The sequence below is a fragment of the Ruminococcus sp. YE71 genome (assembly GCF_900119155.1).
Lineage (GTDB): Bacteria > Bacillota > Clostridia > Oscillospirales > Ruminococcaceae > YE71.
The window spans coordinates 101,801-127,835 of the sequence record NZ_FPIR01000003.1; the positions used below are offsets into that span (position 1 = coordinate 101,801).

General features: G+C 54.3%; 18 protein-coding genes and 1 tRNA gene. 9 read left to right on the forward strand and 10 right to left on the reverse strand.

Features of this window, described 5'->3' with window-relative positions; genetic code table 11:
* Nucleotides 1-50: 50 nt before the first annotated feature.
* Nucleotides 51-1,085: a fibronectin type III domain-containing protein gene (locus tag BT142_RS03585; RefSeq protein ID WP_072416837.1), complete on the reverse strand. Its 1,035-nt coding sequence runs from the start codon at nt 1,083-1,085 to the stop codon at nt 51-53.
* A gap of 774 nt (nt 1,086-1,859) precedes the next feature.
* Here BT142_RS03585 and BT142_RS03590 point away from each other — a divergent pair.
* Nucleotides 1,860-2,780, forward strand: a complete 921-nt coding sequence (locus BT142_RS03590; RefSeq protein ID WP_072416838.1) for a S1 RNA-binding domain-containing protein — start codon at nt 1,860-1,862, stop codon at nt 2,778-2,780.
* 169 nt (nt 2,781-2,949) lie between these two features.
* Here the strand turns inward: BT142_RS03590 and BT142_RS03595 are convergent, their stop codons facing one another.
* From BT142_RS03595 to BT142_RS03605, 3 genes are all read right to left on the reverse strand, one after another.
* Nucleotides 2,950-3,795, reverse strand: a complete 846-nt coding sequence (locus BT142_RS03595; protein ID WP_072416839.1) for a hypothetical protein — start codon at nt 3,793-3,795, stop codon at nt 2,950-2,952.
* Between the two features lie 45 nt (nt 3,796-3,840).
* Entirely contained in the window at nt 3,841-5,106 is a 1,266-nt protein-coding gene (locus BT142_RS03600) for a replication-associated recombination protein A (RefSeq protein ID WP_072416840.1), read from the reverse strand.
* A gap of 164 nt (nt 5,107-5,270) precedes the next feature.
* Nucleotides 5,271-6,113 carry a ComEC/Rec2 family competence protein gene (locus BT142_RS03605; protein WP_072416841.1) on the reverse strand — a complete coding sequence of 281 codons (843 nt, stop codon included), beginning with the start codon at nt 6,111-6,113 and terminating at the stop codon, nt 5,271-5,273.
* Between the two features lie 515 nt (nt 6,114-6,628).
* Here BT142_RS03605 and BT142_RS03610 point away from each other — a divergent pair.
* From BT142_RS03610 to BT142_RS03630, 5 genes are all read left to right on the forward strand, one after another.
* Entirely contained in the window at nt 6,629-7,084 is a 456-nt protein-coding gene (locus tag BT142_RS03610; RefSeq protein WP_072416842.1) for a hypothetical protein, read from the forward strand.
* Nucleotides 7,085-7,226: 142 nt separating this feature from the next.
* Nucleotides 7,227-8,171 carry a 1-phosphofructokinase gene (gene pfkB / locus BT142_RS03615; protein ID WP_072416843.1) on the forward strand — a complete coding sequence of 315 codons (945 nt, stop codon included), beginning with the start codon at nt 7,227-7,229 and terminating at the stop codon, nt 8,169-8,171.
* Nucleotides 8,168-9,136 carry a glycosyl hydrolase gene (locus BT142_RS03620; RefSeq protein WP_072416844.1) on the forward strand — a complete coding sequence of 323 codons (969 nt, stop codon included), beginning with the start codon at nt 8,168-8,170 and terminating at the stop codon, nt 9,134-9,136. The genes pfkB and BT142_RS03620 overlap by 4 nt, the downstream gene beginning before the upstream one ends.
* 283 nt (nt 9,137-9,419) lie before the next feature.
* On the forward strand, nt 9,420-11,768 hold the full coding sequence (gene feoB / locus BT142_RS03625; RefSeq protein ID WP_072416845.1) for a ferrous iron transport protein B: 2,349 nt from the start codon (nt 9,420-9,422) through the stop codon (nt 11,766-11,768).
* A 1-nt stretch (nt 11,769) separates the two neighbouring features.
* Nucleotides 11,770-11,976 carry a FeoB-associated Cys-rich membrane protein gene (locus BT142_RS03630; RefSeq protein ID WP_072416846.1) on the forward strand — a complete coding sequence of 69 codons (207 nt, stop codon included), beginning with the start codon at nt 11,770-11,772 and terminating at the stop codon, nt 11,974-11,976.
* Between the two features lie 229 nt (nt 11,977-12,205).
* On the opposite strand, the gene BT142_RS03635 is transcribed toward BT142_RS03630, so the two are convergent.
* Both BT142_RS03635 and BT142_RS03640 read right to left on the reverse strand, forming a co-directional pair.
* Complete coding sequence (locus BT142_RS03635) at nt 12,206-13,495, reverse strand: 2-hydroxyglutaryl-CoA dehydratase (protein ID WP_347497628.1); 1,290 nt, start codon at nt 13,493-13,495, stop codon at nt 12,206-12,208.
* Nucleotides 13,492-16,461, reverse strand: coding sequence for an acyl-CoA dehydratase activase (locus tag BT142_RS03640; RefSeq protein ID WP_072416847.1), 2,970 nt, complete (start codon nt 16,459-16,461; stop codon nt 13,492-13,494). The genes BT142_RS03635 and BT142_RS03640 overlap by 4 nt, the downstream gene beginning before the upstream one ends.
* A 231-nt stretch (nt 16,462-16,692) precedes the next feature.
* On the opposite strand from BT142_RS03640, the gene BT142_RS03645 reads away from it, so the two are divergent.
* Nucleotides 16,693-16,776: transfer RNA gene (locus BT142_RS03645), tRNA-Leu, on the forward strand.
* Nucleotides 16,777-16,822: 46 nt separating this feature from the next.
* On the opposite strand, the gene BT142_RS03650 is transcribed toward BT142_RS03645, so the two are convergent.
* From BT142_RS03650 to fucO, 3 genes are all read right to left on the reverse strand, one after another.
* Nucleotides 16,823-19,081, reverse strand: a complete 2,259-nt coding sequence (locus tag BT142_RS03650; RefSeq protein WP_242871910.1) for an ABC transporter permease — start codon at nt 19,079-19,081, stop codon at nt 16,823-16,825.
* A gap of 12 nt (nt 19,082-19,093) precedes the next feature.
* A complete protein-coding gene (locus BT142_RS03655; protein WP_072416848.1) occupies nt 19,094-19,792 on the reverse strand; it encodes an ABC transporter ATP-binding protein in 699 nt (232 codons plus the stop codon).
* Nucleotides 19,793-20,403: 611 nt separating this feature from the next.
* Nucleotides 20,404-21,552, reverse strand: coding sequence for a lactaldehyde reductase (gene fucO, locus BT142_RS03660; RefSeq protein ID WP_072416849.1), 1,149 nt, complete (start codon nt 21,550-21,552; stop codon nt 20,404-20,406).
* Nucleotides 21,553-22,122: 570 nt separating this feature from the next.
* On the opposite strand from fucO, the gene prmA reads away from it, so the two are divergent.
* Together prmA and BT142_RS03670 are read left to right on the forward strand one after the other, a co-directional pair.
* Nucleotides 22,123-23,091 (forward strand): 50S ribosomal protein L11 methyltransferase, encoded by a 969-nt coding sequence (gene prmA, locus BT142_RS03665; protein WP_072416850.1) that lies wholly within the window; start codon nt 22,123-22,125, stop codon nt 23,089-23,091.
* A 132-nt stretch (nt 23,092-23,223) separates the two neighbouring features.
* Complete coding sequence (locus BT142_RS03670; RefSeq protein WP_072416851.1) at nt 23,224-23,574, forward strand: P-II family nitrogen regulator; 351 nt, start codon at nt 23,224-23,226, stop codon at nt 23,572-23,574.
* 859 nt (nt 23,575-24,433) lie between these two features.
* Here BT142_RS03670 and BT142_RS03675 read toward each other — a convergent pair.
* A complete protein-coding gene (locus BT142_RS03675) occupies nt 24,434-25,966 on the reverse strand; it encodes a C40 family peptidase (protein ID WP_072416852.1) in 1,533 nt (510 codons plus the stop codon).
* Between the last annotated feature and the right edge of the window lie 69 nt (nt 25,967-26,035).

Sequence of the window (26,035 nt, forward strand, 5' to 3'; positions counted from 1 at the left end):
AGCAGCACACCGATGCTCTCGGTATGCTGCATATTTATCTTTTCGGGTTATCAGCCCCAGTACTCTCTCCAGATAGCGAAGTAACCGCCCCACGGGATCTTGTAGGCATAGGCTACCTTGTAGCTCGAAGGATAGTAGTAGGTGTTGCACCAGAAGAATACTTTTCTGTCGTGCGGGATGTTGTCTACCTTGATCTTGTCGTAAACAGCACCGTATACAGCGTTTCTTACCAGCTCGGTAGTGTTTGCGTAGGTCGCGCCGTCATAAGCAAGACCTGCATCGCTCATGAATCCGCCGCTGTAGTAGATGATGTTCTGGATGCTGGTGTAGTTCTTGTAGTAGGGAGCCCAGATCGGGTCGTTGAGGTACTTCGCACCCTCATACTGGTTTACGATGCAGTCTGCAACGTGAACGATAGGCTCGTTCCACATCTTGTCGTTAACACCGCCGACCTCGTGGTAAACGATGCGGCACATAGCTTCCCAGCCTGCCTTGTCGAAATCTATTCTTGCGGTCTTGAGGGTCTGAACATCCGAGTATGCGCCGTAGCAGCCCGAATAGGATGCTCTTACCTTGAACTTGTACTGGGTATCTCTGTAAAGATTCTTAACGGTGAAAGCGAGCTTGTCGGAAGCAAGGGTCTTTACCTTGGTCCACTTGGTGTACTGACCGCCGTATGCCCATACTTCGTAGTTGTCAACTCTGTCTACAGCGTTCCATCTGATCTTGAGGGAGTTCGTCTGAGCGCCCCAGGGATGAGTTTCGCCGTTGTTGTACTTTATTTCGCCTCTGAGCTTTACCTTATCGACCGAAACGTATTTTCTTCTGACAATAATCATGTTGGGGCCGTCAACACCGAGCTCTGCGGCTTCGGTCTCGTCAACAGTCTCGTCGGCATTCTCGCTGACAGTCTCATCAGCAGCCGATTCACTGCGATCCGCGTAAACTACGCTCTCGGTCTCGTCCACAGCCTCGGCTGCCGAAGCGCCCATCTGTGTCTCTGCCGCAAAGACAGCGATCATAGCAACAGCCATAGCTGCTGTAAATGTTCTTTTCATCACGTTCTTGATCTCGTTATTACCCATGCAATTTGCTCCCTGCGCTTTTATTTTTCTTGCGCGTTCCGTCCGATATTTGTCTTGCGGACTGAGGAGCTGACTCACGACCTTTCTGAAATTTAAAATTTTTTGTTGCCTTTTGTAACACTTTTCCCGAATGGTTACGGGTCGGTTACAATTTACTACGTCATTGTAACATCAATTCGTCATTTTGTCAAGCAAATAAAAAAATATTTGGCGATTTCGACTAATCTTATTACCATCATGCGGAACTTTTATGCAACATCCACGCAAAAACCCGCTATTTTCACCCCCAAGTCATAACTCCCGATCCCCCCGCATATAGTTAGATCAGAGCAAAAAAACACGCGATACAGCGATTTTTTATCAAGCTCCCGCCCCCGCTCGCGTGCCTCTGCGTCTGCGTTTTATCTTAGTGACTGCGGGTATTACCGGAGGAAACCTTTCTGAAGAAAGGTTCTCCCCCGGACCCCCTTCCAAAGACTTTTAATATTTTTTTGGCAAGGGGTATGCTCGTTTCAGAAAGAACTGCAAACTTCCGAATCTGTACTTTCTCGGGAAGAATGATACCCCTTGCCAAAAAAAAACATCAGAAGTTTTAGGAAAGGGGTTTGGGGGAGAACCCTTTTTCAAAAGGGTTTCCCCCAATAGTATCCGCAGACACCAAGACAAAGAGCAGGCACAAAGGCACGCGAGCGGGGTGAGGGAGAAAAAATAATGCCGCAGGTTGGGGTCGATGGGTTTTGCGGTCGGCTTTTCTGCGGAGAAAGAGGCATAAAAATGCAGAGATACTACCCCGAAGGAAAGCTGTGTACGGAAAAAGCCTGCGCGAGGACTCTTGCTTCTCCCGAGCTCATGCGGCAGGCGATGGAGGAGGGCACGGTGCTTGAGTCGCACGCGCTGATGTGCGGCGCGTCCCACGACCTTTTCGTTGACATCCCCCACGCGAAAGGCATCATCCCACGCGAAGAGGGCGCGGTCGGCATCCGCGAAGGCACCGTCCGCGACATCGCGCTCCTCTCACGGGTAAACAAGCCCGTCTGCTTCGTCGTGACCGACATCCGCGAGGAAAACGGTCTGCCGCTCTACATACTTTCCCGCGAACGGGTGCAGCGCCGCTGTCTCGACGAGTACATCAGCAGTCTTCGCGTGGGCGACGTCATCCCTGCGCGCGTCACCCACATGGAACCCTTCGGGGCGTTCGTGGACATCGGGTGCGGCATACCCTCGCTGATTCCGATCGACGCCATTTCGGTCTCGCGCATCTCCCACCCGAACGACCGCTTCTACAACGGACAGAACATTTTCGCGGTGGTGAAAAGCATCGACGGCGGCAGGATATGCCTGTCTCACCGCGAACTTCTCGGCACATGGGAGCAGAACGCCGAGCGCTTCGAGGTAGGGGCGACCGTGCCGGGGGTCGTGCGCTCGGTGGAGAGCTACGGCATCTTCATCGAGATAGCGCCGAACCTTGCGGGGCTCTCCGAGCTTCGCCCAGGCATCGAACAGGGGCAGAGCGTTTCGGTGGGCATCAAGGCTATCCGACCCGACCGCATGAAGGTAAAACTCACCATAGTCGATGTCATTCAGGGCAGGGCGCCTGCGTCGGCGTTCGACTACTACATCACCTCGGGACACATCGGAAGATGGCAGTACAATCCCGACTGCTGCACCAAGACGGTGGTCACCGAATTCGACTGAAAAAGTATATTTTAACAGTACGTTTTTATGTACACATACCATAAATTGTCATCTGTTTCTAGTGCGAACAGAATTTATTCATAGTTAATCAATCTTATCGAACATATGTTTTATACTATTATAATAGTAACAGCGCATAATTCGACAAAGAGAACAAAAAATCGGACAGTTACGTCCGATTTTTCTTTGCCTGTATTTTCTTCTTCTCCAAAAGATCCGTAATAGCGCGTTTTTCGGCTTCATCGTGAAATCCGATGTACAGACCGCCCTTTCTGCCGCCTCCGCACTCTATGTAGACGAAGTCCTTTTTCACGTAGACCTCCCTGATATTCGTGTAAAAAAAGTAGGTCATCGAGGGTTTTTCGGGCATATATTCCACGATGCCTTCCTCAAGCAGGATGACCTCGTTTCGGTAGCCGCCGCTCTCCGCGATCTTCTTCGAGAGCTTGTACGCCTTCCAGTACATATCGCCGATGATGAGCAGTCCCGCGCCCGAGACCATCATCATCTGCGGACGGAAAAACGCCGCCATGAGCATCACCGCCACCATCATGAAGAGTATCCTTCGCGTCTGTGCGAGCCGCAGTTTCGACCTCGCCGTGAAAGCGGCTCTGAACAGCGCCTTCTCGTCGAAATCGGTGCCGCTCTTCTGCACGACGGTGTAGTGCGCCTTCGTGACCTCGTCGGGCAGCGGAACGAATTCAAGGCTGTAGGGCTGCTCGCCGAAACGCTTTATCACTACCTTGTCGTAGAGTTCCTCGAACCCGTCGTACATCACGCCGCAGAAACTCCCCGTGTAACCGAGCTTTTCAAAGCGCGCCTTGTCGCAGGCGGCAAGCAGCATACCGCTGCCTTTTTCCCGTGCGGTGCGCTCCGTTTCGCCGACAAGCTCCGCGAGCTCTTCGTCGCTGCAATCCACCTCGGTTATCACGAACGCCGCGGAATCTCCGCCGCATTTCAGCGCAGTGAGCTTTCCTCCGTTTTGGCTGCTCAGTTCAAAACCGTTTTCGGTCATGTCAGTCCCTCCTTTTGTATACAGTCAAGTATGATATTTCGTCACTTATTTGTCACCGTTTCTCCCCTTGATGCGCTCCCAGTAAGCCTTCGCAGCCTGCTCGGTCTTGTTCTCGCCGTAGCTGTAGTAGACGTGTCCCGCCAGCGCGTCGGGCAGGTACTGCTGCTCGACCCAGTGGTTCGGGAAGTCGTGGGGATAGAGGTAGTGCTGCCCCCTGACCGCCGCTTCCTCGCCGTCGAAGTGCTTGTTCTGCAAGTGTCTCGGGAAATCCAGCGCACCTGCCGTTTGCAGGTCGTCAAGGGCTGCCGCTATCGCCTTGTAAGCCGAGTTCGACTTCGGCGCGGTGGCGAGCAGGATGACCGCTTCGGCAAGAGGTATCCTCGCTTCGGGAAGTCCCAGCTGCATCGCGCTGTCAACGCACGCCTTGACTATCGGGACAGCCTGCGGATACGCGAGCCCCACGTCCTCCGACGCGATGACCAGAAGCCGCCTCGACAGCGAGATGATGTCCCCCGCCTCGATAAGCCGCGCCGCATAATGTATCGCCGCATTCTCGTCCGAACCGCGTATCGACTTTTGCAGGGCGGAAAGAATGTCGTAGTGCTGGTCGCCGTTGCGGTCGTAGCGCATATTGCTCCGCTGGGTCAGCTGCTTCGCCGTGTCAAGGGTGACCTTGCCCCCGTAAGAGGACATCACGCAAAGCTCGGCGGTGTTTATCGACTTGCGGACATCGCCGCCGCAGCCGTGGGCGATATGCCCGCACACGCCGTCCTCGATTGACAGCTTCGTGCCAAGTTCCTCCCCGAAAAGCCGAAAGGCTCTCTCAAGCGCGGGCACGACATCCTCGGGCTCCACAGGCTTGAACTCGAACACCGTCGAACGGCTGATTATCGCATTGTACACGTAGAAATACGGGTTCTCGGTGGTCGAGGAGATAAGCGTTATCGAACCGTCCTCGATGTATTCCAGCAGGCTCTGCTGCTGTTTCTTGTTCATGTACTGTATCTCGTCCAGATAGAGCAGCACGCCGTTCGACCCGAAAAGACTCTGCGAATCGGCGATGACCTGCTTTATGTCGGCTGTCGATGCGGACGTGCCGTTGAGCTTGTACAGCGTCATCCCCGCGTTTTCCGCGACGATTCGCGCAACAGTGGTCTTGCCTACGCCAGACGGGCCGTAGAATATCATGTTCGGGATGCGCCCGCCCTCGATTATCCGCCGCAGAGGTCTGCCCTCCCCTAACAGGTCGCGCTGCCCCACAACATCATCAAGCGTCGCCGGACGTATCTTGTCGGCTAACGGTGAACTCATGCTCATCCTCCCTCTCGGTATGGTCGCCCCTACAATTATACCACAAAACAACACATTTGTAAAGAATGTTCTCCGTGAGGTTTTCTTTGGGGAAACCCTTTTGAAAAAGGGTTATCCCCTTGCCGTGCGCAGCTAAGGCGGGTTGCCCCCGGCAGATCCCGCACTCATGAAGTCTTAACGTACTCAGCGTCGAGTTTGCTGCCGTTGCAGGTCAGTTTGACTGCGGCTTTGCGGGTGAGGAAGACCTTGGCGCCTGCCTGTTTGAGGACGGCAGTGGTCTTGGCGTCTTCGGGTTCTTTGACCGAGCAGGTTATGACGGCGTACTCGGGGTCCACGTTTTTGACGAAGCTGTCGAGGCCGTACTGGTAGTGGCCGTGGTAGGGCACCTTTAGGAAGTCATAGTCGGTCTTGTTGTCGGATATGAACTCCGCCATGCGCTCGTCCTTCGCGTCCCCTGCGAAAAGCAGATGGCAATCCCCTGCCTCCACCGTTGTGATGAGGGAAGAATTGTTGCTCGGGTCGCGGTCGTAGGTCTCTTTTTCGGGCGGGTCGATGGTGTACTTCACATCGCCGAAGTTCAGTTCAAGCGGCTCCCGAACCGTCACGGGGGTGATGCCGCACTCGTCAAGACGCTCGATATAGCGTTCGTACTCGCCGCTCTCCTTCGGGCTGTTGCTCTGAATGACCTGCCCGACCTTCACCGAACCGAGTATCTTTGCCGCACCGCCGACGTGGTCTTTGTCAAAGTGCGTGATTATCATGCAGTCGAGCGCCGAGATGTCATTTTGTTCCATAAATTCCAGAATTTCTTTTCCGAAACCCTTTTCGCCGCAGTCGATGAGCACCGCATGAGTGTCGGTATATATCATCGCAGCGTCCGCCTTCCCAGCGTCGAAAATGTACACGTTCAGCTCGCCGTCGGTCAGCTCGGGTGCGGACTTTTTCGGCGTACAGCCGCACAATAGCGTCACTGCCGCAACAAGAACAGCTGTCAGCTCTTTTTTCATAACGCTCACCGCCTTTGTTAGGATTATAGCACAGCCCTTGCCGATTGTCAAGCATAATTTATCCGAAGGTCAGCGAATGGCCAGCGTAAACGTTTTAGGTTAATATTGTTACACCAAACGGCCACAGGCAAGATATATGACAAATATGTTACTTCAAAGTAAACATTCTGCGCAAAAATCGCACCTGATTTTGATAGTAAACGTTTACAAGAGATTTTCCTGTGTTTTCAACCGTTTGCGCCATGTCGGGCGGCAGAAAACGTTTTCTGTGCAACTTTGCGCAAAAATATACACTTTTAGTCCGATTAGTCATAACTAACAAATCGAAATGTCGCGATATGTCAGAAATGTAGAAAATACGGGGTTTTGTGAGATGTTAATATACTCTCTTGATTTCGGCTTTACTTTCATGTATAATATTATTGGCATGAAGGAGTAGCATATATGTCAAATCATATGGCTCTTCTTAAACGATTTCGGACACAATTTATACTGAAAGGAACAAGGTGAGCACAATGCAGAACACAACGACCGAAAAACACAGCATCCTTGGAATAGTTTACCCGCTTTCGTTCGGCCTTTACGCGCTGATCTTCGCACTGATGAACCACATCGGCGACCTTGCCGCAGCACTTTGTACTGCCGCTCTCCTGATATTCCAGCTGAGCTATATAGTAGTACTGAGAAAACTCGACAGGCTCCCGTTCCGTGAGGCATTCATGAAGGGTGCGGTTTCCTCGGTATCCGCTCTCGCGGTAGTCATCCTTGAGATGTACATCGATTTCTTTGTATGCGGCATGAGCACGACCAACGCCATCACAGGTGAGATGAAGCTCGTAACGGGGCTCGACATCTTCAGAGTGAACGGCACGGACAAGCTCATGAATGTATTTTTCGTAACACTGTTCGTTGTATGCGTTGCATTCGCGGCGGTTTACGCACACACCTACCACAGAAATCACAAGAGCTGAGAACATACATACCTCCGCATGGGCAGCAGGCACGGGAAACCGTCCTGCTGCTTTTTTCGTCTTTACAATTCAGGACTGTTGTGATATAATAGAGAACGGAGGCCTTTTTTTCAAGGCAACGGCGATCATACGGAGGTAATTTATGATCTATACTGTGACTTTCAACCCTGCGATCGACTATGTGGTGCATACCGACGCGTTCACGCTCGGTGAGACCAACCGTTCAAAGGGCGAAAATATGTTTTTCGGAGGCAAGGGCATCAACGTTTCGGCGGTGCTGAAGGAGCTCGGCCTGCCTTCCGTAGCCCTCGGTTTCGTGGCAGGCTTCACGGGGGAGGCTATCGGGCGCGGACTTGAAGAGATGGGGCTCGACACCGATTTCGTGCGGCTCGCAAGCGGCAATTCGCGCATCAACGTCAAGATCAAAGCCGATTCCGAGACCGAGCTCAACGGTCAGGGTCCCGACATCAGTGCGGAAGCGCTGGATGAGCTGTTCGCAAAGCTCGGCAGGCTCACCGACGGCGACACCCTCATCCTTGCAGGTAGCGTGCCGCCCTCCCTGCCTGCCGACATCTACGAGCGCATCCTCGCGAAACTTTCGGACAGGAAGGTCCGCACCGCGGTGGACGCTTCGGGCAAACTGCTGCTGAATGTGCTGAAATACAAGCCCTTCCTCGTCAAGCCGAACCTCGCCGAGCTGGGCGATATGTTCGGCTTGAAGCTCACGAACGCCGACGAAGCCGAGGTCTTCGCGAAAAAGCTCCGCGAGATGGGCGCTGTGAACGTGCTTGTCTCGATGGCGGGCGACGGTGCTCTGCTGATCGACGAGTACGGCGCGTCCCACCGCTGCGGAGTCTGCAAAGGCACGGTCAGGAACTCTGTCGGGGCAGGCGATTCGATGGTCGCGGGCTTCATGGCGGGCGTTCTCTCGCAGGAAAACCGGGACGAGGCGATGACCGTCGATTACGGCTACGCCCTGCGTCTCGGCACTGCGGCAGGCGGAGCAACCGCCTTTTCCGACGGTCTCGCCGACAAGAAGACCATCGAACAGATGCTGGGACAGCTTTCCGAAAGGGGGCGCACATGAGCGGCAAGATATTCACCCCATGCGACCCGAACGCTCAGCAGTGCGTCAGGAACGTACTGAAATACCTTTCGGACATCACCTGCGAAAAAGTCCTGACGGGTCAGCACACTCAGACAATGGCGATGGAAGAGCTCCACCGCATCGAGGACGCGACGGGGAAACTGCCCGCGCTCCTCGGGTTCGAGCTGCTCTCCTACTCGCCGAACATCAACTATCTCGACACCGACGCCGAGTGCATGACCGAGGTCGAAGAGAACTTCGGCACGCTGAAACGCGCATGGGAATGGGCGGACAAAAAAGGGCTCATAACCTTCACATGGCACTGGTTCTCGCCGCTGGGCGGACGGTCGAAGTCGTTCTTCACCGAGAACACCGACTTCGACGCTTCGCAGGCGGTCATCATCGGCACCCCCGAAAACGCAGCGCTCCTCGCCGACCTGGACGTTATGGCAGGACTGCTCCGCCCCTTCCGCGACAGGAAGATACCCATCCTCTGGAGACCCTTCCACGAGTGCGACGGAACTTGGTTCTGGTGGGGAGCGAAGGGCGCGGATACCGCAAAAGAGCTCTACCGCCTGATGTTTGAACGGTTCACGAAGGTGCATCGGCTGGGGAATCTTATCTGGGTGTGGAACGCCGCCGACGGCAGTTTCTACCCTGGGGACGACTGCGTAGATGTCATTTCCCGAGATATGTACCCCGAAAAGCACAGCCACACCAGCTGCGCCGAAATGTATCACGAGCTCGTGAAGGTGACCGACGCGAAAAAGCCCGTCATCATCGGCGAAACAGGCACCCTGCCCGACGTCGCCGCCGTCTGCCGCGAAAATATCGGCTGGGCAAGCTACATGACCTGGTCAAAGGAGTTCTGCCTGTCGGAAGAATACACCGACTCGGACACCCTCAGGCGCGTCTACAGCGACCCCCACGCCGTGACCCTCGACAAACTGCCTGAGCTTTACTGACAATTTTGTACCTTGTCTGCGGGTTATATTGGGGGAGACCCTTTTGAAAAAGAGTCCTCCCCTTGCCAAAAAGACGTTCGATAGAGCGTAACGCACCATTTGAACGTATCTGTCAGAAGTCATCTCTTGAAATGTCAAGGGACTATCTTCCCGACCACAACAAACGAACAACATATTAAAAGTTTTAGGAAAGGGGTCCGGGGGAGAACCCTTTTTCAAAAGGGTTTCCCCCGGTTAAAACCCGCAGATACACCCGCACAAACCATCAAATTGGAGATACGATATGCAGACACTAAAGGACACCGCTCTTGGCGAGAGCGTGAAAATAGAAAGGCTCGGCGGCGACGGTGCGCTGAGGCAGCACTTTCTCGACATGGGACTCATCCCAGACACAGAAGTCACCGTCGTGAAATACGCGCCGATGGGCGACCCCATCGAGCTTCGGCTGAGGGGCTACGAGCTGACCCTTCGGCTTGCGGATGCAGAGCAGATAGAAGTCTGTCCCATCGAGGCAAAGCAAGCAACGGAGAAGCAGACTTTGCCTCGCAGGAAGAAGGAGCATCCGGGTCTCGGCGAGGGCGGACGTTTCCACGCAAAGGACGACGGCGACCCCCTGCCAGACGGCACGGTGATACGTTTTGCGCTGGTGGGAAATCAGAACTGCGGAAAGACCACTCTGTTCAACAAGCTCACGGGCTCGAAACAGCACGTCGGCAACTTCCCCGGAGTCACCGTTGACCGCAAGGACGGCGAGATAAAGGGTCACCCGAACACCCTCGTCACCGACCTGCCGGGCATCTACTCCATGTCGCCCTTCACAAGTGAAGAGGTGGTATCGCGCAGCTTCGTGCTGGACGAAAAGCCCCACGCCATCATCAACATCGTGGACGTCACCAACATCGAGCGAAACCTTTACCTCACGATGCAGCTGCTGGACATGGACATCCCCATGGTCGTGGCTCTGAACATGATGGACGAACTCACCTCAAACGGCGGCAGCATCGACGTGAACGAGCTGGAGATACAGCTCGGCGTGCCTGTCGTTCCCATATCGGCGGCGAAGAATGAGGGCGTTGACGAGCTCATCAGCCACGCGCTGCACATCGCACAGTATCAGGAGCGCCCTGTGCGTCAGGATTTCTGCGACAAGTCCGCCAACGGCGGCGCGGTACACCGCTGCCTGCACGGCATCTCGCACCTGATAGAAGACCACGCCGAGAAGGTCGGGCTTCCGATACGTTTCGCGGCAAGCAAGGTCATCGAGGACGACCCGCCCGTCATCGCGGCGCTGAAACTCGACCAGAACGAGTTCGAGACCCTCGAACACATCATCACCCAGATGGAAAAGGAGCGCGGTCTCGACCGAAGCGCCGCCATTGCGGACATGAGGTTCTCGTTCATTCAGCGGCTCTGCGAGGAGACGCTCACAAAGCCCTCGGAGAGCAAGGAGCACATCCGCAGCCGCCGCATCGACCGCGTGCTGACGGGCAAATATACAGCTATCCCCGCGTTCATCGGGATAATGGCGGCAGTCTTTTTCCTGACCTTCAACGTCATTGGTGCGTGGCTCCAGGGGCTTATCGAAACGGGCGTTGACAAGCTCACCGCCGCCGCCGACAAGTCGCTGACGAACATGGGCGTGAACGAAGTCCTGCACGGACTGATAATCGAAGGCATCTTCAAGGGCGTGGGCGGCGTTATCAGCTTCATGCCGATCATCGTCACGCTGTTCTTCTTCCTGTCGATGCTCGAAGACAGCGGCTACATAGCGCGAGTGGCGTTCTTCATGGATAAGCTGCTGAGAAAGATCGGTCTTTCGGGGCGAAGCATCGTGCCGATGCTCATCGGTTTCGGATGCTCGGTGCCTGCGGTCATGGCGACCCGCACCCTGCCTTCCGAGCGCGACCGTAAAATGACGATACTGCTCACCCCCTTCATGAGCTGCACCGCGAAACTGCCTATCTACGCATTCTTCGTGAACGCGTTCTTCCCCCGAAAGGGCGGGGTCATCATGGTGGGGCTCTACCTGCTGGGCATCCTGTCGGGCATAGCCGCGGCGCTGATCTACAAAGGCACGGTATTCAAAGGCGAAGCAGTCCCCTTCGTGATGGAACTGCCGAACTACCGTATGCCTGCCGCACGAAACGTGGCACAGCTCCTCTGGGAGAAGGCGAAGGACTTCCTGCAAAGGGCGTTCTCGGTCATACTCATCGCGTCGGTAGCGGTGTGGTTCCTCAAGAGCTTCGATATGCGCCTCAGCCTGACCGCCGATCCCGAAAAGAGCATCCTCGCCATGACGGCAGGCGCTCTTGCACCCATTATGAAGCCGCTCGGACTCGGCGACTGGAGGATACTCGTATCCCTGATAAGCGGTTTCATGGCGAAGGAAAGCGTAGTCTCGATGCTCGAAGTGCTGTACGTCGGCGGCGTTGAGACCGCCCTCTCGACCCTCTCGGCAGCGTGCCTGCTGGTGTTCTCGCTGCTGTATACCCCCTGCGTCGCCGCGATAGCCGCCATCAAGCGCGAACTCGGCGGCAAGTGGGCAGCGGCTGTGGTCGTGCTCCAGTGCGCCTGCGCCTGGTTCGCAGCTCTGTTCGTTCACATCATCGGTATGCTGATAGGAGTTGGTTAAAATGAACGCAGCCGACATAGTCCTCACCATCCTGATAGCAGCAGCTGTCATCCTCGCAGCCCGCGCCCTCGTCAAACGCTCCCGCAAAGGCGGCTGCGGCTGCGGCTGCGACACCTGCACCGCCAAGTGTTCTCAGTGCGGGTTTGTAGCTGGGGGAAACCTTTCTGAAGAAAGGTTCTCCCCCAGACCCCCTTCCAAAGACTTTTAATATATCGTTTGTTTGTTGTGGCGGGTAAGATAGGCTCTCACCGCTTCAAGAGCGCCACTCTTCCCGACCTGTACAAATTAAGGAAGAAGCACCACAAGCCAAAAAGTATTAAAAGTTTTAGTGAGGGGTTCGCCTTAGCTATGCACGGCAAGGGGAAGACCCGCACTCTCCCTCCCCCGTAGAAAGCAAAAAAGGCACTTCTGTCGTGTTTGACAGGAGTGCCTTTTGGTTATTTTGGTTGGGTTTTGGTGCGGGCGTTGGCGAGCATCAGTTTGATGCGGTTTTCCTGGTTTACCTTGGTCGCGCCGGGGTCGTAGTCTATTGCGACGATGTTGGCTTCGGGGTAGGCCTCCTTGATGACGCGGCTCATACCCTTTGCGACGATGTGGTTAGGCAGGCAGCCGAAGGGCTGAGTACAGATAATATTCTCGGTACCCGTTTCGGCGAGCGCCGCCATTTCGGCTGTGATGAGCCAGCCCTCACCCATCTTTACGCCCTGATTCATGTACTTATCGGCAGCTTCGCGGAGATGCTCGAAGTCGTGGGGCGGGAAGAACTCCTCGAACCCTACGCGGCTGTTATGCTCTTCGATGATCTTTATCTGTTCCTTCTGGAACTTATACAGCACATCGTAGCCTATCATGTAAGCATAGGTGCGCATAGTCTTCTTATCGTAAAGACCTGCGTCGTTGATGAGGTCGGACGCGCAGTAGAGCACGAAGTCCAGCAGACCGGGCACGTTCGGCTCACAGCCCTCAGAGATAAGAAAGCTGTTCAGGTCGTTGTTCGCGAGGGGGGAATACTTGACGTATATCTCGCCCACGATACCGACTCTCGGCTTCTTCTCCTTAGAGCGCGGCAGTGCGGAGAAATCCCTCAGCATAGCGCGGTAGATGCTCTTGGTCTTCATGAAGCGGGTCTTGTCCTCCATCAGCTTGCCGAGGCGGTGTTCCCATCTTGCGAGGAGCTCGTCGGTGGAGTTGGCGTTGAGCTCATAGGGCTTGCACTGGTTATACAGCAGCATGAGCATATCGCCGTACATCACGCAGTAGATAAGGCGTGTGATTATGGGCACGGTCATGGGGAACGCGGGGTTCGGTTCAAGTCCCGAGAAGTTCAGCGAAAGCACGGGGACCTGCGGGAACTCGGTAGCGATAGCCTTGCGTATCAGGTAAATGTAGTTTGAAGCACGGCAGCCGCCGCCCGTCTGAGAGATGAGCAGAGCCACCTTGTTCACGTCGTATCTGCCGCTTTTCAGCGCCTCCATGAACTGTCCGATGACCAGCAGCGCGGGGTAGCAGGTATCGTTGTGGGTGTTTTTCAGACCCTCGTCGATGACGACGCGCTCGCGGTTGGTCAGCAGCTCCATCTTGAAGCCGAAGTGTGCGTAAGCCTTGATTATCAGATTGAAATGGATCGGCAGCATATCAGGCACGAGGATGGTGTAATCCTTCTTCATATCCTCGGTAAAGGTCGTGCGCTGCACGCGGTCGGAATACTGCTTTGTCTCCTTACTCAAAACGATGCTGCCTCCTTACGTGAATTATTAGCCTTCTCCTCAAGAGCCGCCGCCAGCGAACGCAGGCGTATCTTTGCCGCTCCGAGGTTTGTTATCTCGTCGATTTTCAGCTGAGTATACAGCTTGCCCTTTTCTTCGAGTATCGCCCTGACCTCGTCGGTGGTGACGGCGTCGATACCGCAGCCGAAGGACACCAGCTGTACCAGCTGCATATCCTTGTTGCGGCAGACGTACTCAGCCGCACGGTAAAGTCTCGAATGGTAAGTCCACTGATTGAGCACGTCGAGGGCAGGCGTATTCACCAGATTCGCGACGCTGTCCTCGGTGATGACCGCAAAGCCCAGCGAAGCTATCAGCTTATGTATGCCGTGGTTTATCTCGGGGTCAACGTGGTAGGGTCTGCCTGCCAGCACGATAATGTTCTGACCCTTGCTCCGTGCGTCGTGTATTATCTCCAGCGCCTTCTGCTCGTTCTGCTTCTTGAAGCGCACCTGCTCGGAGTAAGCGGCGTTCAGAACGCTCATTATCTGCTTTTCGGTGACGTTGTATACTTTAAGAGCCTTCGCCAGGTTCTTCGCGGTGTTGCGCTTGTAGTTGATGTCGAGGTATGGCGCGATGAAGTTCCTGTCATTCAGCTCGGGGATGTTCGCTTTCAGAAGTTCGGGATAGTAAGCGACTACGGGGCAGTTGTAGTGGTTATCCGACTGACCCTCGTCGATATTGTAGCTCATGCAGGGGTAGAAGATGAAGTCCGCACCCTTGTCCAGCAGGTCGAGCACATGACCGTGAGCGAGCTTTGCGGGGTAGCATACGGTATCCGAGGGGATGGTGTGCTGACCCTTGTAGTAGGTGTCTCTGGTGGAATTGTCCGAGAGTATCACCTCAAAGCCAAGGTCGGTGAACAGCGTGTGGAAGAAGGGCAGCATATCGTACCAGCTGAGGCACACGGGGAAGCCCACCTTCGCACGGACGTAGCCCGTGGGCTTTATCTCGCCGTAGGCACGCAGCTTTTCCAGCTTGTACTCGAACATATTCTCGGTCTTGTTTTCGAGCTTGATGCCTGCTCCCTTTTCGCAGCGGTTGCCCGAAACGTAGCGTCTGCCGTCGTTGAAGCGGATGATAGTGAGGTTGCAGTGAGCGGTGCAGCCCTTGCACTGGGCGTTCACCGAACGGTATGCAAAGTCCTGAAGCTGTTCAAGAGTCAGCAGCGTTGTGGGCGCCTGCTCCCTTTCGTACTTCTCCTTTGCGAACAGCGCACAGCCAAACGCACCCATGAGACCTGCTATCGCGGGTCGGATAACGTTCCTGCCCAGCTCCTGCTCGAAGGAACGCAGCACCGCGTCGTTGAGGAACGTGCCGCCCTGAACGACTATGTTCTTTCCGAGCTCGTCTATGGACTTCGCACGGATGACCTTATAGACCGCGTTCTTGATGATGGACGAAGACAGACCTGCCGAGATGTCCTCAACAGAAGCGCCGTCCTTCTGCGCCTGCTTTACCGAGCTGTTCATGAACACGGTGCAGCGCGAACCAAGCTCTACGGGGTTCTTTGCGAACAGTCCGAGGTTCGCGAAATCCGCTATCTCATATCCCATCGCCTGAGCAAAGGTCTGTATGAAGGAGCCGCAGCCCGAGGAGCAAGCCTCGTTGAGCATGATGGAGTCGATAGCGTGGTTCTTTATCTTGAAGCACTTGATGTCCTGTCCGCCGATGTCGATGATGAAGTCAACGTCGGGGCAGAAGAACTCAGCCGCCTTGTAATGCGCCACCGTCTCGACGATGCCGTGGTCGATGCCGAGTCCCGAGCGGATGAGCTCCTCACCGTAGCCCGTTACCGCCGAAGCGCGGATGTTCAGCTTCGGGTTCGCGAGGTGGTATATCTCTTCCAGCTTTGCCGAGATGATGTCGAGGGGCTGACCCTTGCTGGAGCAGTAGTGCTGATACAGCAGTTTTCCGTCGGGGGTGATGAGCACCAGCTTTGTGGTGGTGGAACCTGCGTCGATACCGAGGTAAGCGTCGCCCTCGTAGGTCTTTATGTCCTCATATTTCAGGTCGGACTGCTTGTGGCGGTGGATGAACTCCACGTACTCGTCACGGTCGCTGAACAGTCTCCTGCCTATAACGATATTGTCGTTGGTCTTTGCGTTTGCTATCTTTTCGAGGGTCTCCTCGATGGTCTCGGGCTTTGCTATCTCTGCCGCACGGAGCGCCGAGCCGTAAGCCATGAACACGGGGGCGTTCTCGGGGAAGAAAGCGTGTTCTTCGTCAAGCCCCAGCGTTTCTGTGAAGGCGTGTCTCAGACCCTTGAGGAAGCTGAGCGGTCCGCCAAGAAACAGCACCTTGCCTTCGATGCGTCTGCCCTGTGCGAGTCCCGAAACGGTCTGGTCTACCACCGCCTGAAAGATCGAAGCGGCGATATCCTCTTTCTTCGCGCCCTGATTGAGCAGCGGCTGTATATCCGATTTTGCGAAAACGCCGCAGCGCGACGCGATGGGGTAGAGCTTCTCGCTGCGAAGAGCCATCCTGTCCAGCTCGTCCGCGGTCACGCCCAGCAGCTGTGCCATCTGGTCGATGAAAGCGCCCGTACCGCCTGCGCAGGAGCCGTTCATTCGCTGTTCAACGCCGCCCGTCAGGAAGATTATCTTCGCGTCCTCGCCGCCGAGCTCAACGACAGCGTCTGTGTCGGGATAGCTCTTGTTCACGGCGATGAAAGCCGAGTAGACCTCCTGCACGAACTCAACGCCGCTTGCCTGCGCGATACCGAGTCCTGCCGAGCCTGTTATGGCAGTGCGGAACTTTCTTCCGGGAAATTTCCCTGCTATCAGGGAAAGCTGAGCCGTAACAGTCTCACGCACCTTTGAAAAGTGGCGTTCGTACTTCGAGTATATAATTTTTTCTTCTTCAAGTATCACGGTCTTGACGGTGGTCGAGCCAACGTCGATACCGAGATCGAGTATCTCGCTCATTCTCATTTTCCTTTCGCAAGTTCTGATGATACAGTTTATTAAAACACTATAATATTATATTATAACACATGAACCGACTTTTGAAAAGTGGTTTTTTATTAAATTTATAGGGCAAATTCGGGATTGTGTCCTATCTGTGCGGAAGGGCTCTGCTTGGTTTTAACAGATAATTCATATTTAGTCTCTTGACTTTTTTTGCCTTCGACTGTATAATATTATAGTTGATATTATGCCGCTGTGGTGGAATAGGCAGACACAAGGGACTTAAAATCCCTCGGAGTAAAATCCGTACCGGTTCGACCCCGGTCAGCGGCACATAAAGAAAAGCCCCGAGCTGATCGGGGCTTTTTGTTTTGCGTTTTTACTCAACGTTCTTGAGCGCTTCCGCAAGGTCAACGCGCTTTACCTTACGGTTCAGCAGCACCGAGATGAGCAGGTAGGACGCGATGCCTATGGCGCAGGTCTCGGCAAGGGTGAGCACCGAAACGTCGTAGGCGAAGTAGCCCGAGTAGCTCATGAACACCACCTTGAACAGCTTGTCAAGCATCACGCTGGCGAGGGGCACGGTGAGCACTATGGACAGCACCGCCACTATCGTCGTCGAGTGGACGTACAGACCGCTGACCTCACGGTCGGTGTAGCCGAGTATCTTCGCTACCGAGATGGGTCGTGCGTTCTTCTCGATGATTATCTTTGCAAGCAGGTAGATAACTATCATGAACATCACGATGCCGAAATACTTGAATACCACCATCATCGAACCCATCGAGCGCATGAGCTGGCGCGAGGTCTTGGTGAGGTCGGATTCGCCTATCTTCGAGTAGATGAGAGTATCGTCGATGTCGGTTATCTCCTCGTCCGAGAAGTAGATGTCCGAGCCCTTCTCAAAAGTCTCGCCGAACTGTGTCTTGTCCATGAAAACGGCTATGGTCGCAGGGTAATCGTACATACCCGCCACCTCGAAGGTGTACTCCTTGTCGGTGTACTTCTCTTTGAGGGTGATGGACTCCCCTTCCGAGATGCCGTACTTGTCGGCATACGCGGTGGAGAGATATACTCCCTTGCCCTCATGCCCGATTTTCACGTATCTGCTTCCCTCTTCGATGCCGTATATCGAAACCTGTTCCGCCTTGTATTTCTTGTAGGTGGTCTCAAGGTCGGTCATGACTGCCTTTTCGGCGGACGGCACTTCGGTCTCGGCAGGAACCTTCAGCACGTAGATGTACTTTGCGAGCATATTCTCAGACACCGTGTTCTGGAAGTTTACGAGCATCGGCTCGAACACCATTCCGAACATAAGTATCGTATTGGCGAGGAAGGAACCCACAACTATCGTGATGTAGTTGGGCAGGTTCTGGAAGATGATGCGCAGACGGTAGCGTATCATTATCGGTATCTTCGTGTTGAGCCTGAAGGACTTCTTCTTTCCGCGGCGGCTCAGGTCACGGCGCAGGAAGCGCAGCGGCGAGAGTTTCAGCTTCGCGGCAAGGGCGGCGATATTTATCACGAGCATCGTCGCCAAGGGGATGACCGTGGTCTCGATCAGTGCTTCGGGGTTGAATATCACCTCGTAAGAAGTGAGGGAATATGTCCCGAGGTACGCATCCGCCATATACTTTTCGAGCAGGGTGTAGCCGAGGATGTTGCCCACGACGGCGCCGCATACAAGGGTTATCATCGGGGGCATCAGGTAGTGGCGGAGAAGCTCTCCCCTGCTGTAGCCCGAGGCTCTAAGCGTGCCGATGACTCCCGATTCGGCGAGTATGGTGCTGTCGGCGGTGATAGCCGTGATGAACGCGAGTATCACGACCGTGATGTAGAGAAACACCGACATACCCGCACGGTCGCCGTGGATATCGTCGCCTGCAAAGACTATCGCCTGATTGACGTACTCGGGGATGAAGCCTGTCAGCACCGCGTGCTTCGAGACGGTCTTGACGAGCTCCTCGGACATTTCCTTTGCTTCTGTCTCATCCTTTGGCTTGCTGTTGTACAGCCACGAATATACGTAGTGGATGTGGTCGTCACGCAGGGCTTCAAAGCCCTCCTTTGTCATGACGCCGATGCCGAAAGCCTTGTTGTCGAATATCAGCTCGGAAGGGTTCTCGTACAGTGACGAGTAATCGGGAAGCGCCGCGATACCGCTGACGGTAAGCTCCGCGCCCCCTGCGATACGGATGGTGCTGCCCTTTTCGAGCTTGTGGTTCTGCGCATAGAGGCGGTCTATGGCTATCTCGTTTTTCTCCTTCGGCATATCGCCCGAGAGCAGGCAGACCTTGTTCACCTCGTTTCGTTCGCCGAACATTCTCAGCTTGCTCTCGAAGTCCTCGGTCTCCTCCTGCTTGAAGTAGTTCTCGTACAGGCGGATGTCCGCGTCTTTTTCTATATCCGCGACGATATTTTCGTCGGGTCTTTCGGCAAGCTCGAAGTTGCCGTCCTCGATGTTGTACTTCTCAAAGCTCTCGTCATAGCTCTTCGCAAGGCTGTCGCAGCTGATGAAGTACCCCGACGCGCCGCTGATTATCAGCGCGAAGAAGAGGAATATCACAAGATGTCTCGGCAGGTCGGATCTCAGCTCGCGCAGGACACGTCTGCGCAGCGGGTCGCGCATCCTTTTCATGACGCCACCCCCTTACCATTCGAGGTCGGCAGCGGCAGTTTTCTGCTCGTTGACGGTATTGTGGCGGATAACGCCGTCACGCAGTCTGACCACCCTGTCCGCCATCAGCTTGATAGCGTCGTTGTGAGTTACCATGATGACGGTGCTGCCGTACTTTTCGTTGACCTCGGCTATGAGTTTCAGTATCTCCTTCGAGGTGTTGTAGTCGAGAGCGCCCGTCGGCTCGTCGCAGAGAAGGATATCGGGATTCTTGACTATCGCTCTGCCGATGGCGGTGCGCTGCTGCTGACCGCCCGAAAGCTGATTCGGCAGCTTGTGGCGGTGCTCGTACAGTCCGAGGGTCTTCAGCAGGTCGTCAACATCCAGGGGCGCATCGCTGAGGTATGCCCCCACCTCAACATTCTCCTTGATGTTCAGGTTCGGGATGAGGTTGTACTGCTGAAAGATGTATCCGAGATGCTTTCTGCGGTAGCGTGTGAGCGCCTTTTCATTCATGTCGGCGGTCTTTTCGCCGTTTATCGAGATGTAGCCCTCATCGGCGGTGTCGATGCCGCCTATGATGTTGAGAAGTGTGCTCTTGCCCGAGCCGGAAGGCCCGAGAAGCACGCATATCTCGCCTTTTTCCACGCTCAGGTCGATGCCTTTGAGCACCTCCTGTCTGCTCTCCCCTTCGCCGAAGTGTTTCTTTATGCCCGATATCTCCAGAAACATAATGTCGTCCTCCCTTTTAGTTAGCGTATGCTATCCTGATGAAATCAAAAAAGGGCGCGGCTTTGAGAGTCTGTATCTTTGATCCGCAACCCTGTTGCTTTAATAAGGATAACATTTCAGACATAATATGTCAACAAAACCGTTCCCCGTCAAATGGTCTGTGAACCTCTGACAAGTGGAAAAGTTCCAATGAACCGCAGGTTCGGTCATACGAGCTTCGGGCGGAAGTATCGCCGTCCGTGTTCTGCTCGATGCTTTATATGAACCATTGTTCATATATTCATTATATCACATATGCCCACAAAGGTCAATACCCCATGCGAAAAAACTTCCACAAATAACCACATACCCCCAAGCACATCCTATGTAAAAAATGACAAAAAAAGAGAGCCGCAGCAAATACGCTCTGCGGCTCCAAGCTTTACCCCTTGCCTGCTTCCCCCTCGAAGCAGTATTTCGTCTGATAATAATATAACACTTTATCACGGAGAAATCAAGTGTTTTTGCAAAATTTAAACGTTTTCGTGCGGAAATAACAAAATGTCTTTTTTTAAAATATTGCGCCCTCGCCCGAAACGTGCGGTATCATGCAGTTTTTTTCACCCCGTTCGTCAGAAGGCTTTTTTGTATATCTCCAGTATCGACTCCACGGTGCAGGGTCTCGGGTTTCCGCCCGTACACACGTCCGCGAAAGCCGACTCCGCCAGTGCAGGCAGGTCTTCTTCCTTAACGCCTATCTCGTGCAGCTTCTCGGGGATGCCGACATCCTTCGACAGCTGTCGCACCGCGTCCACCGCCGCTTTTCTGTAGGCGGCTTCATCCATGCCCGACGTGTCAACACCCATAGCCTCGGCGATGTGCCTGAACTTATCCCCCGTGAACTCCGCGTTGTACTCCATTACGTACGGCAGCAGAACCGCGTTGGCGATACCGTGCGGCGTGTCATAGAACGCACCCAGCGGATGCGCCATGCCATGCACCACGCCCAGACCAACGTTCGAGAAGCCCATTCCTGCGACGTACTGTCCCAGAGCCATGTCCTCTCTGCCCTTGGGGTCGTTGGCGACCGCGGCTCTCAGCGATCTGCCGATGATCTCGATAGCTTTGAGGTGGAGGGTGTCGGTCAGCTCCCACGCGGCGAGAGTGGTGTAGCCCTCGATGGCGTGAGTCAGCGCGTCCATGCCCGTCGAAGCGGTCAGACCCTTCGGCATGGTGGTCATCATGTCGCTGTCAACCACCGCAACAACGGGGATGTCGTGGGGGTCAACGCAGACGAACTTGCGCTTGTTCTTCTCGTCGGTGATGACGTAGTTGATGGTGACTTCGGCGGCTGTGCCCGCAGTGGTGGGGACTGCGATTATCGGCACGCTGGGGTTCTTCGTGTCGGCGACGCCTTCAAGGGAGACTACATCCGAGAACTCGGGGTTCGAGGAGATGATGCCTATCGCCTTCGCCGTGTCCATCGCCGAACCGCCGCCGACCGCGATTATCGAATCGGCTTCGCTGTCCCTGAACGCCTCAAGCCCCGCCTTGACACAGAACACCGTCGGGTTCGCCTTGACGTTCGAGAATACTTCATAATCTATCCCCGCCGCGTCGAGCAGAGCCGTGACCTTGACCGTCACGCCGAACTCCAGCAGGTCGGGGTCGGTGACCACGAGGATCTTTTTGAAGCCGCGCTTGTTTGCCTCGTTAACGATCTCGGTAATAACTCCCGCACCGAAATATGAGGTCTCATTGAGGATCATCCTGTTAGCCATAGCATTACTTCCTTTCCAAAAAGCGGACTCACCGCCCGCGATGCCGTTGCTTGTAACACTATTGTACCACATTTTCGTCGCAATTGCAAGCATTTTTTGAACATTTCTCCCGATTTCTGAGTGATATACACAAATGGCAGGCTTTTCTTGGGGGAAAACCCCCGCCTTAGCTTCGCACGGCTAAAAAAGGGTTATCCCCTTGCCGTGCGCAGCTAAGGCGAACCCCTTTCCTAAAACTTTTAATGCTTTTTGGCTTTTGGTAGTTCTTCTTTAATTTGTGCAGGTCGGGAAGTTTGTGGTTCTATTTTTCAATAGTCTGCTCCTTGCCAAAAAGACGTTCATGAGAGCGTAACGCACCAATTGAGCGTATTTGTTAGTTGGTATCACATGAAACAGTGAAAGCATTTCTTCCCGACCACAACAAACAAACGACATATTAAAAGTCTTTGGAATGGGGGCGGGTTTCCCACAGGAAAATCTTTTGTTAAATTTGCAGTAAGAAGGGGGTTTACAAATTATATTTTTTATGTTATAATTATTTTGATACTATTTCGTAAAGGACTGATGGATATGGATTGGGCAGAGGTCAGCATTTACACCTCTACTGATGGTGTTGAGACGGTCACGGGAGCGCTGACCGAGCTTGGGATCAGCGGCTTTGTCATCAAGGACGCTAAGGATTTCGAGGCGTTCCTCAACGACAAGACGGGCAACTGGGACTACATCGACGACGATCTCATGGGGCTGAAAAACTGTGAGACGACCGTCACGCTTTATCTGCAAAAGGACGACGAGGGCGCGGCTCTGCTCGAAACGGTAAAGAAAGCGATAGCCGACCTCAAAGCCGCCGACACGGACGGCAGGTTCGGCAGGCTGGAGATCGACACGGGCAGCATCCGTGACGAGGACTGGGCGAACAACTGGAAGCAGTATTTCAAGCCCATCGAGATCGGCGAGAAGCTGCTCATCAAGCCGTCATGGGAGGACGTTCCCGAGGGCGAGACGAGGAAGATACTGGAGATAGACCCTGCTTCGAGTTTCGGAACGGGTCAGCACAACACCACGCGTCTTTGTCTTGAAATGATCGAGAAGTACATCAGCGAGGGCGACCGTGTGCTCGACCTCGGCTGCGGAAGCGGCATCCTCTCGGTGGGTGCGATGCTGCTGGGCGCATCGGAAGTCACAGCCGTGGACATCACGGACGACAGTATGCGCATCACGAAAGAGAACTTTGAGAAGAACGGTTTCGGCGAGGAGACGCTCACCTGTTTCTGCGGCGACATCACGTCGAGCGAGAGGCTGCGCGAGAAGATAGGCGGCGGATTCGACATGGTGTGTGCAAACATCGTTGCAGACGTACTCATAGCCATGAGCCCGTATTTCGCCTGCTTCATGAAACCGCAGGGCAGGCTGACGGTATCGGGAATAATCGATGCGCGGCTTGACGAAGTACTGGAAACGATAAAATCGAAAGATTTCGAGCTCATCGAGCACCGTCGTCTGGACGACTGGAACGCGGCTGAGTTCAGGCTCAGGTAAAGCCCGCGAGCGAATACCGACATTATTGAGATAACGCATTCGCGTGGGTACGAGCGGCTGTTTCGCGAGACAGAGCAAGGCAAAGCAGCAATTTCACAAGGCAAATCTATGAACGGAAAGGACTGATACATAATGCAGGCAGTATTTTTTGTATTAAAACAGTTGGAGCTGGTAGACAGCATAATGGAAGCGCTTGCGGACGCAGGCATCAAGGGTGCAACGGCGATCGATTCTGAGGGAATGGCGCGTTCACTGACAAGGCTGAACCAGAATTCCGCGATGGTACATCTTTTGAAGGGCATACTTTCGGGCGAAGATGAAGCGCACAAATCGAAGACCATCTTTGTGATAGTTGAGGAAGAGCAAGTTGAGGAAGTAAAAGCCGCGATAAAGAGTGTAACGGGCGAGTTAACGAAGCCGAATGCAGGCATTATGTTTGGTATCCCTGTAAGTTTTGTAGAGGGGTTTTCAAAGAAGATGTAATAATCAGCAGTACCGTCAAGGCGGTACTGTTTTTTGCAAGTAAGCAGCCGACGTCCCGTCCTCGCCAGAGACTAAAAAGTTTAGGAGGGGGTCTGGGGGAGACCCTTTTCAAAGGGTCCCTCCCAGCAGGGGCTCGGGGACAGCGTCCCCGCCAAAGGAACATGGCTTTGACCCGAAAGAGAGCCATCATCCCCCCCACAAAAATAAAATCGGCATTTCCCAAGAATCGAGGAAAAGAACTTCGCATGAAGTCAGCTCTCAAACCAACCCTCGAAGCGTGAAATGCCGATTTTATTTTGCCAAAAGAGCGAAGCGACTTTTGGCAAAGCCCCCAAAATCGCGCCAGCGATTTCTACAGCCCAGCGCAAAAATATGTAGTCCTCGCGCCGTTTTGTCGCACCTTCGGCGCGATGGGGTGTTTCACTCGAATCGCTTACGCTCTCTCGCGAAAATAAAATCGGCAAATCGGTGTGTTCTTGGGAGTTTGTGATAGTCTTTCATGTTGCGCCTTTCGGGACGGGCTTTCGGGATTTGCCGATTTTATGTTGTGGGGAAGATGGTGCGCTTACGGGTCAAAGCCATGTTCCCTGGGCGGGGACGCCGTCCCCGAGCCCCTGCTGGGGGACCCTTTGAAAAGGGTCTCCCCAGACCCCTCCTAAACTTTTTAGTCTCTGGCGAGGACGGGACGGAAACTCTATCCCTGAGTCACTGCTGGTGGAGCCTTTGTAGCCGTGCGCAGCTAAGGCGGGGGTCTCCCTCCCTCCTAAACTTTTTTCTGCCCTGGCGTGTACGGGTTGTTTGTTAGAACTAAAAAAGCCACAGCGTTCCGACTTCCGTCAGAATACTATGGCTTAATTTCTTATATCAGACGCTTCATGCAGGTGATGTTGTTGTACATCGCTACCGAACTCAGATAACTGATGACTATTCCCGTCGCTGTCGATTCCGCGTGTACTATTTTGCCGTCGCCTATGTACATCGCAACATGATATATCGACGAATAACTCGACCCGCCAAAGAATACCAGATCTCCCGGCTGTAGATCACTGTACGAAACACTCGTTCCATACGATGCCTGCGATGCCGCAAAGTGCGGCAGATATATGCCTATCTGCCTGTATGACAACATTACAAGCCCCGAACAGTCCGTCGCTCCATACTGCTCGCCTGCCCATACATAACTTCCGCCGACCATTCCCTTCGCATAGTTCACTACTATGCTCCGCTTCGTCTCCTTGTCGTCATCATAGGTCACAGGTGGCTCGGGATCGTCGGCAACCGTCGTTGTTGTGGTGGTAGTAGTGGTTGTCGTAGTGGTCGTAGTGGTAGTGGTCTGGGGCGGCTCGGTGGTCGTCGATGTCGGAACATCGGGCTCGGTCGCCTTCGTGGTGGATGTCTTTCCCGTATCATCGGTGGTCTTGGGCTCGTCGGGATCGTCCGTGGTCTTCTTGGTGGTCGTGGACTTGCCCGTGCCTGTGTCGCCGTCGGTCTTCTTCGTGGTGGTGGTCTTGCCGTCCGTATCGGATGCGGCGGTTGTCGTCGCGGCAGTCGTCGTGGTGGTAGTGGTGGTCTTGGCCTTCTCACTTACCTTGCCGTACTCGTCCGCGATGAGCGCGGCTTCGTTGGTGTAGCCGCTCAGGTCGCCCTCAAGAGACTTGATCTTGTCGCCGTACTCCTGCTTCAGCTTCATGAGCTCAGCCTGCTGCTCAACGAGGTCTTTCTGCTGCTTTGCATACTCGGCGCTCTTGGTCCTGAGCTTCTCGCTCTCGCTGTCAAGCTCCGCCTGATAGGCTTCTATCTTCGCCTTCTTCTCAAGCAGCTCGTCGATAGTCTCGTTATCGTGCGCAGCCACACGCTTCACGAGCTCCACGCGCATCAGCACGTCGTAGAAGCTCTCCGCGCTGAGAAGCACCTCGGGATAAGTGCCGCTGCCTGCGACATACATAACGCGGAGCCTGTCCTTGAACTCGCCGAGACCCTTGGTGATGTCCTCCTCGCTCTTTTCGAGCTCGAACTTTGTGGCGCGCATCTCCGCGTCAAGGTCGCACATCTCGTCTTCGAGCTGCGAAGCCTTCTTCGAGACCTTGTCTATCTTCTTCTTTATGGTAGCAGCCTTTTCGTTGACCGCGTCGAGCTTTTCCTGCTGACCCTTAATATCGCTGCCTGCCGCAGCTATCTTCTTATCGAGCTCAGCCTTCTTTGCTTCAAGCTCCTTCAACTGTTTTTCGTAGGCAGCGTTCTCGTCATCATCAGCCGAAGCGACCGCAACTGCCGGCGAGAGCTTTGTTTTATCTTTGATGCCGCTCATTCCGAACGCCGACGCAGACACGGTAACAGCCATAACGGCCGCCGCCAGTCTCTTGAACGTATATCTTCTGCCGAATGCGTTCATAACGACTCTCCTTTTTTTTGACTCAAAAATGTATTCCGCATAGTAACCTTTTAGTTACCATATTGTAAT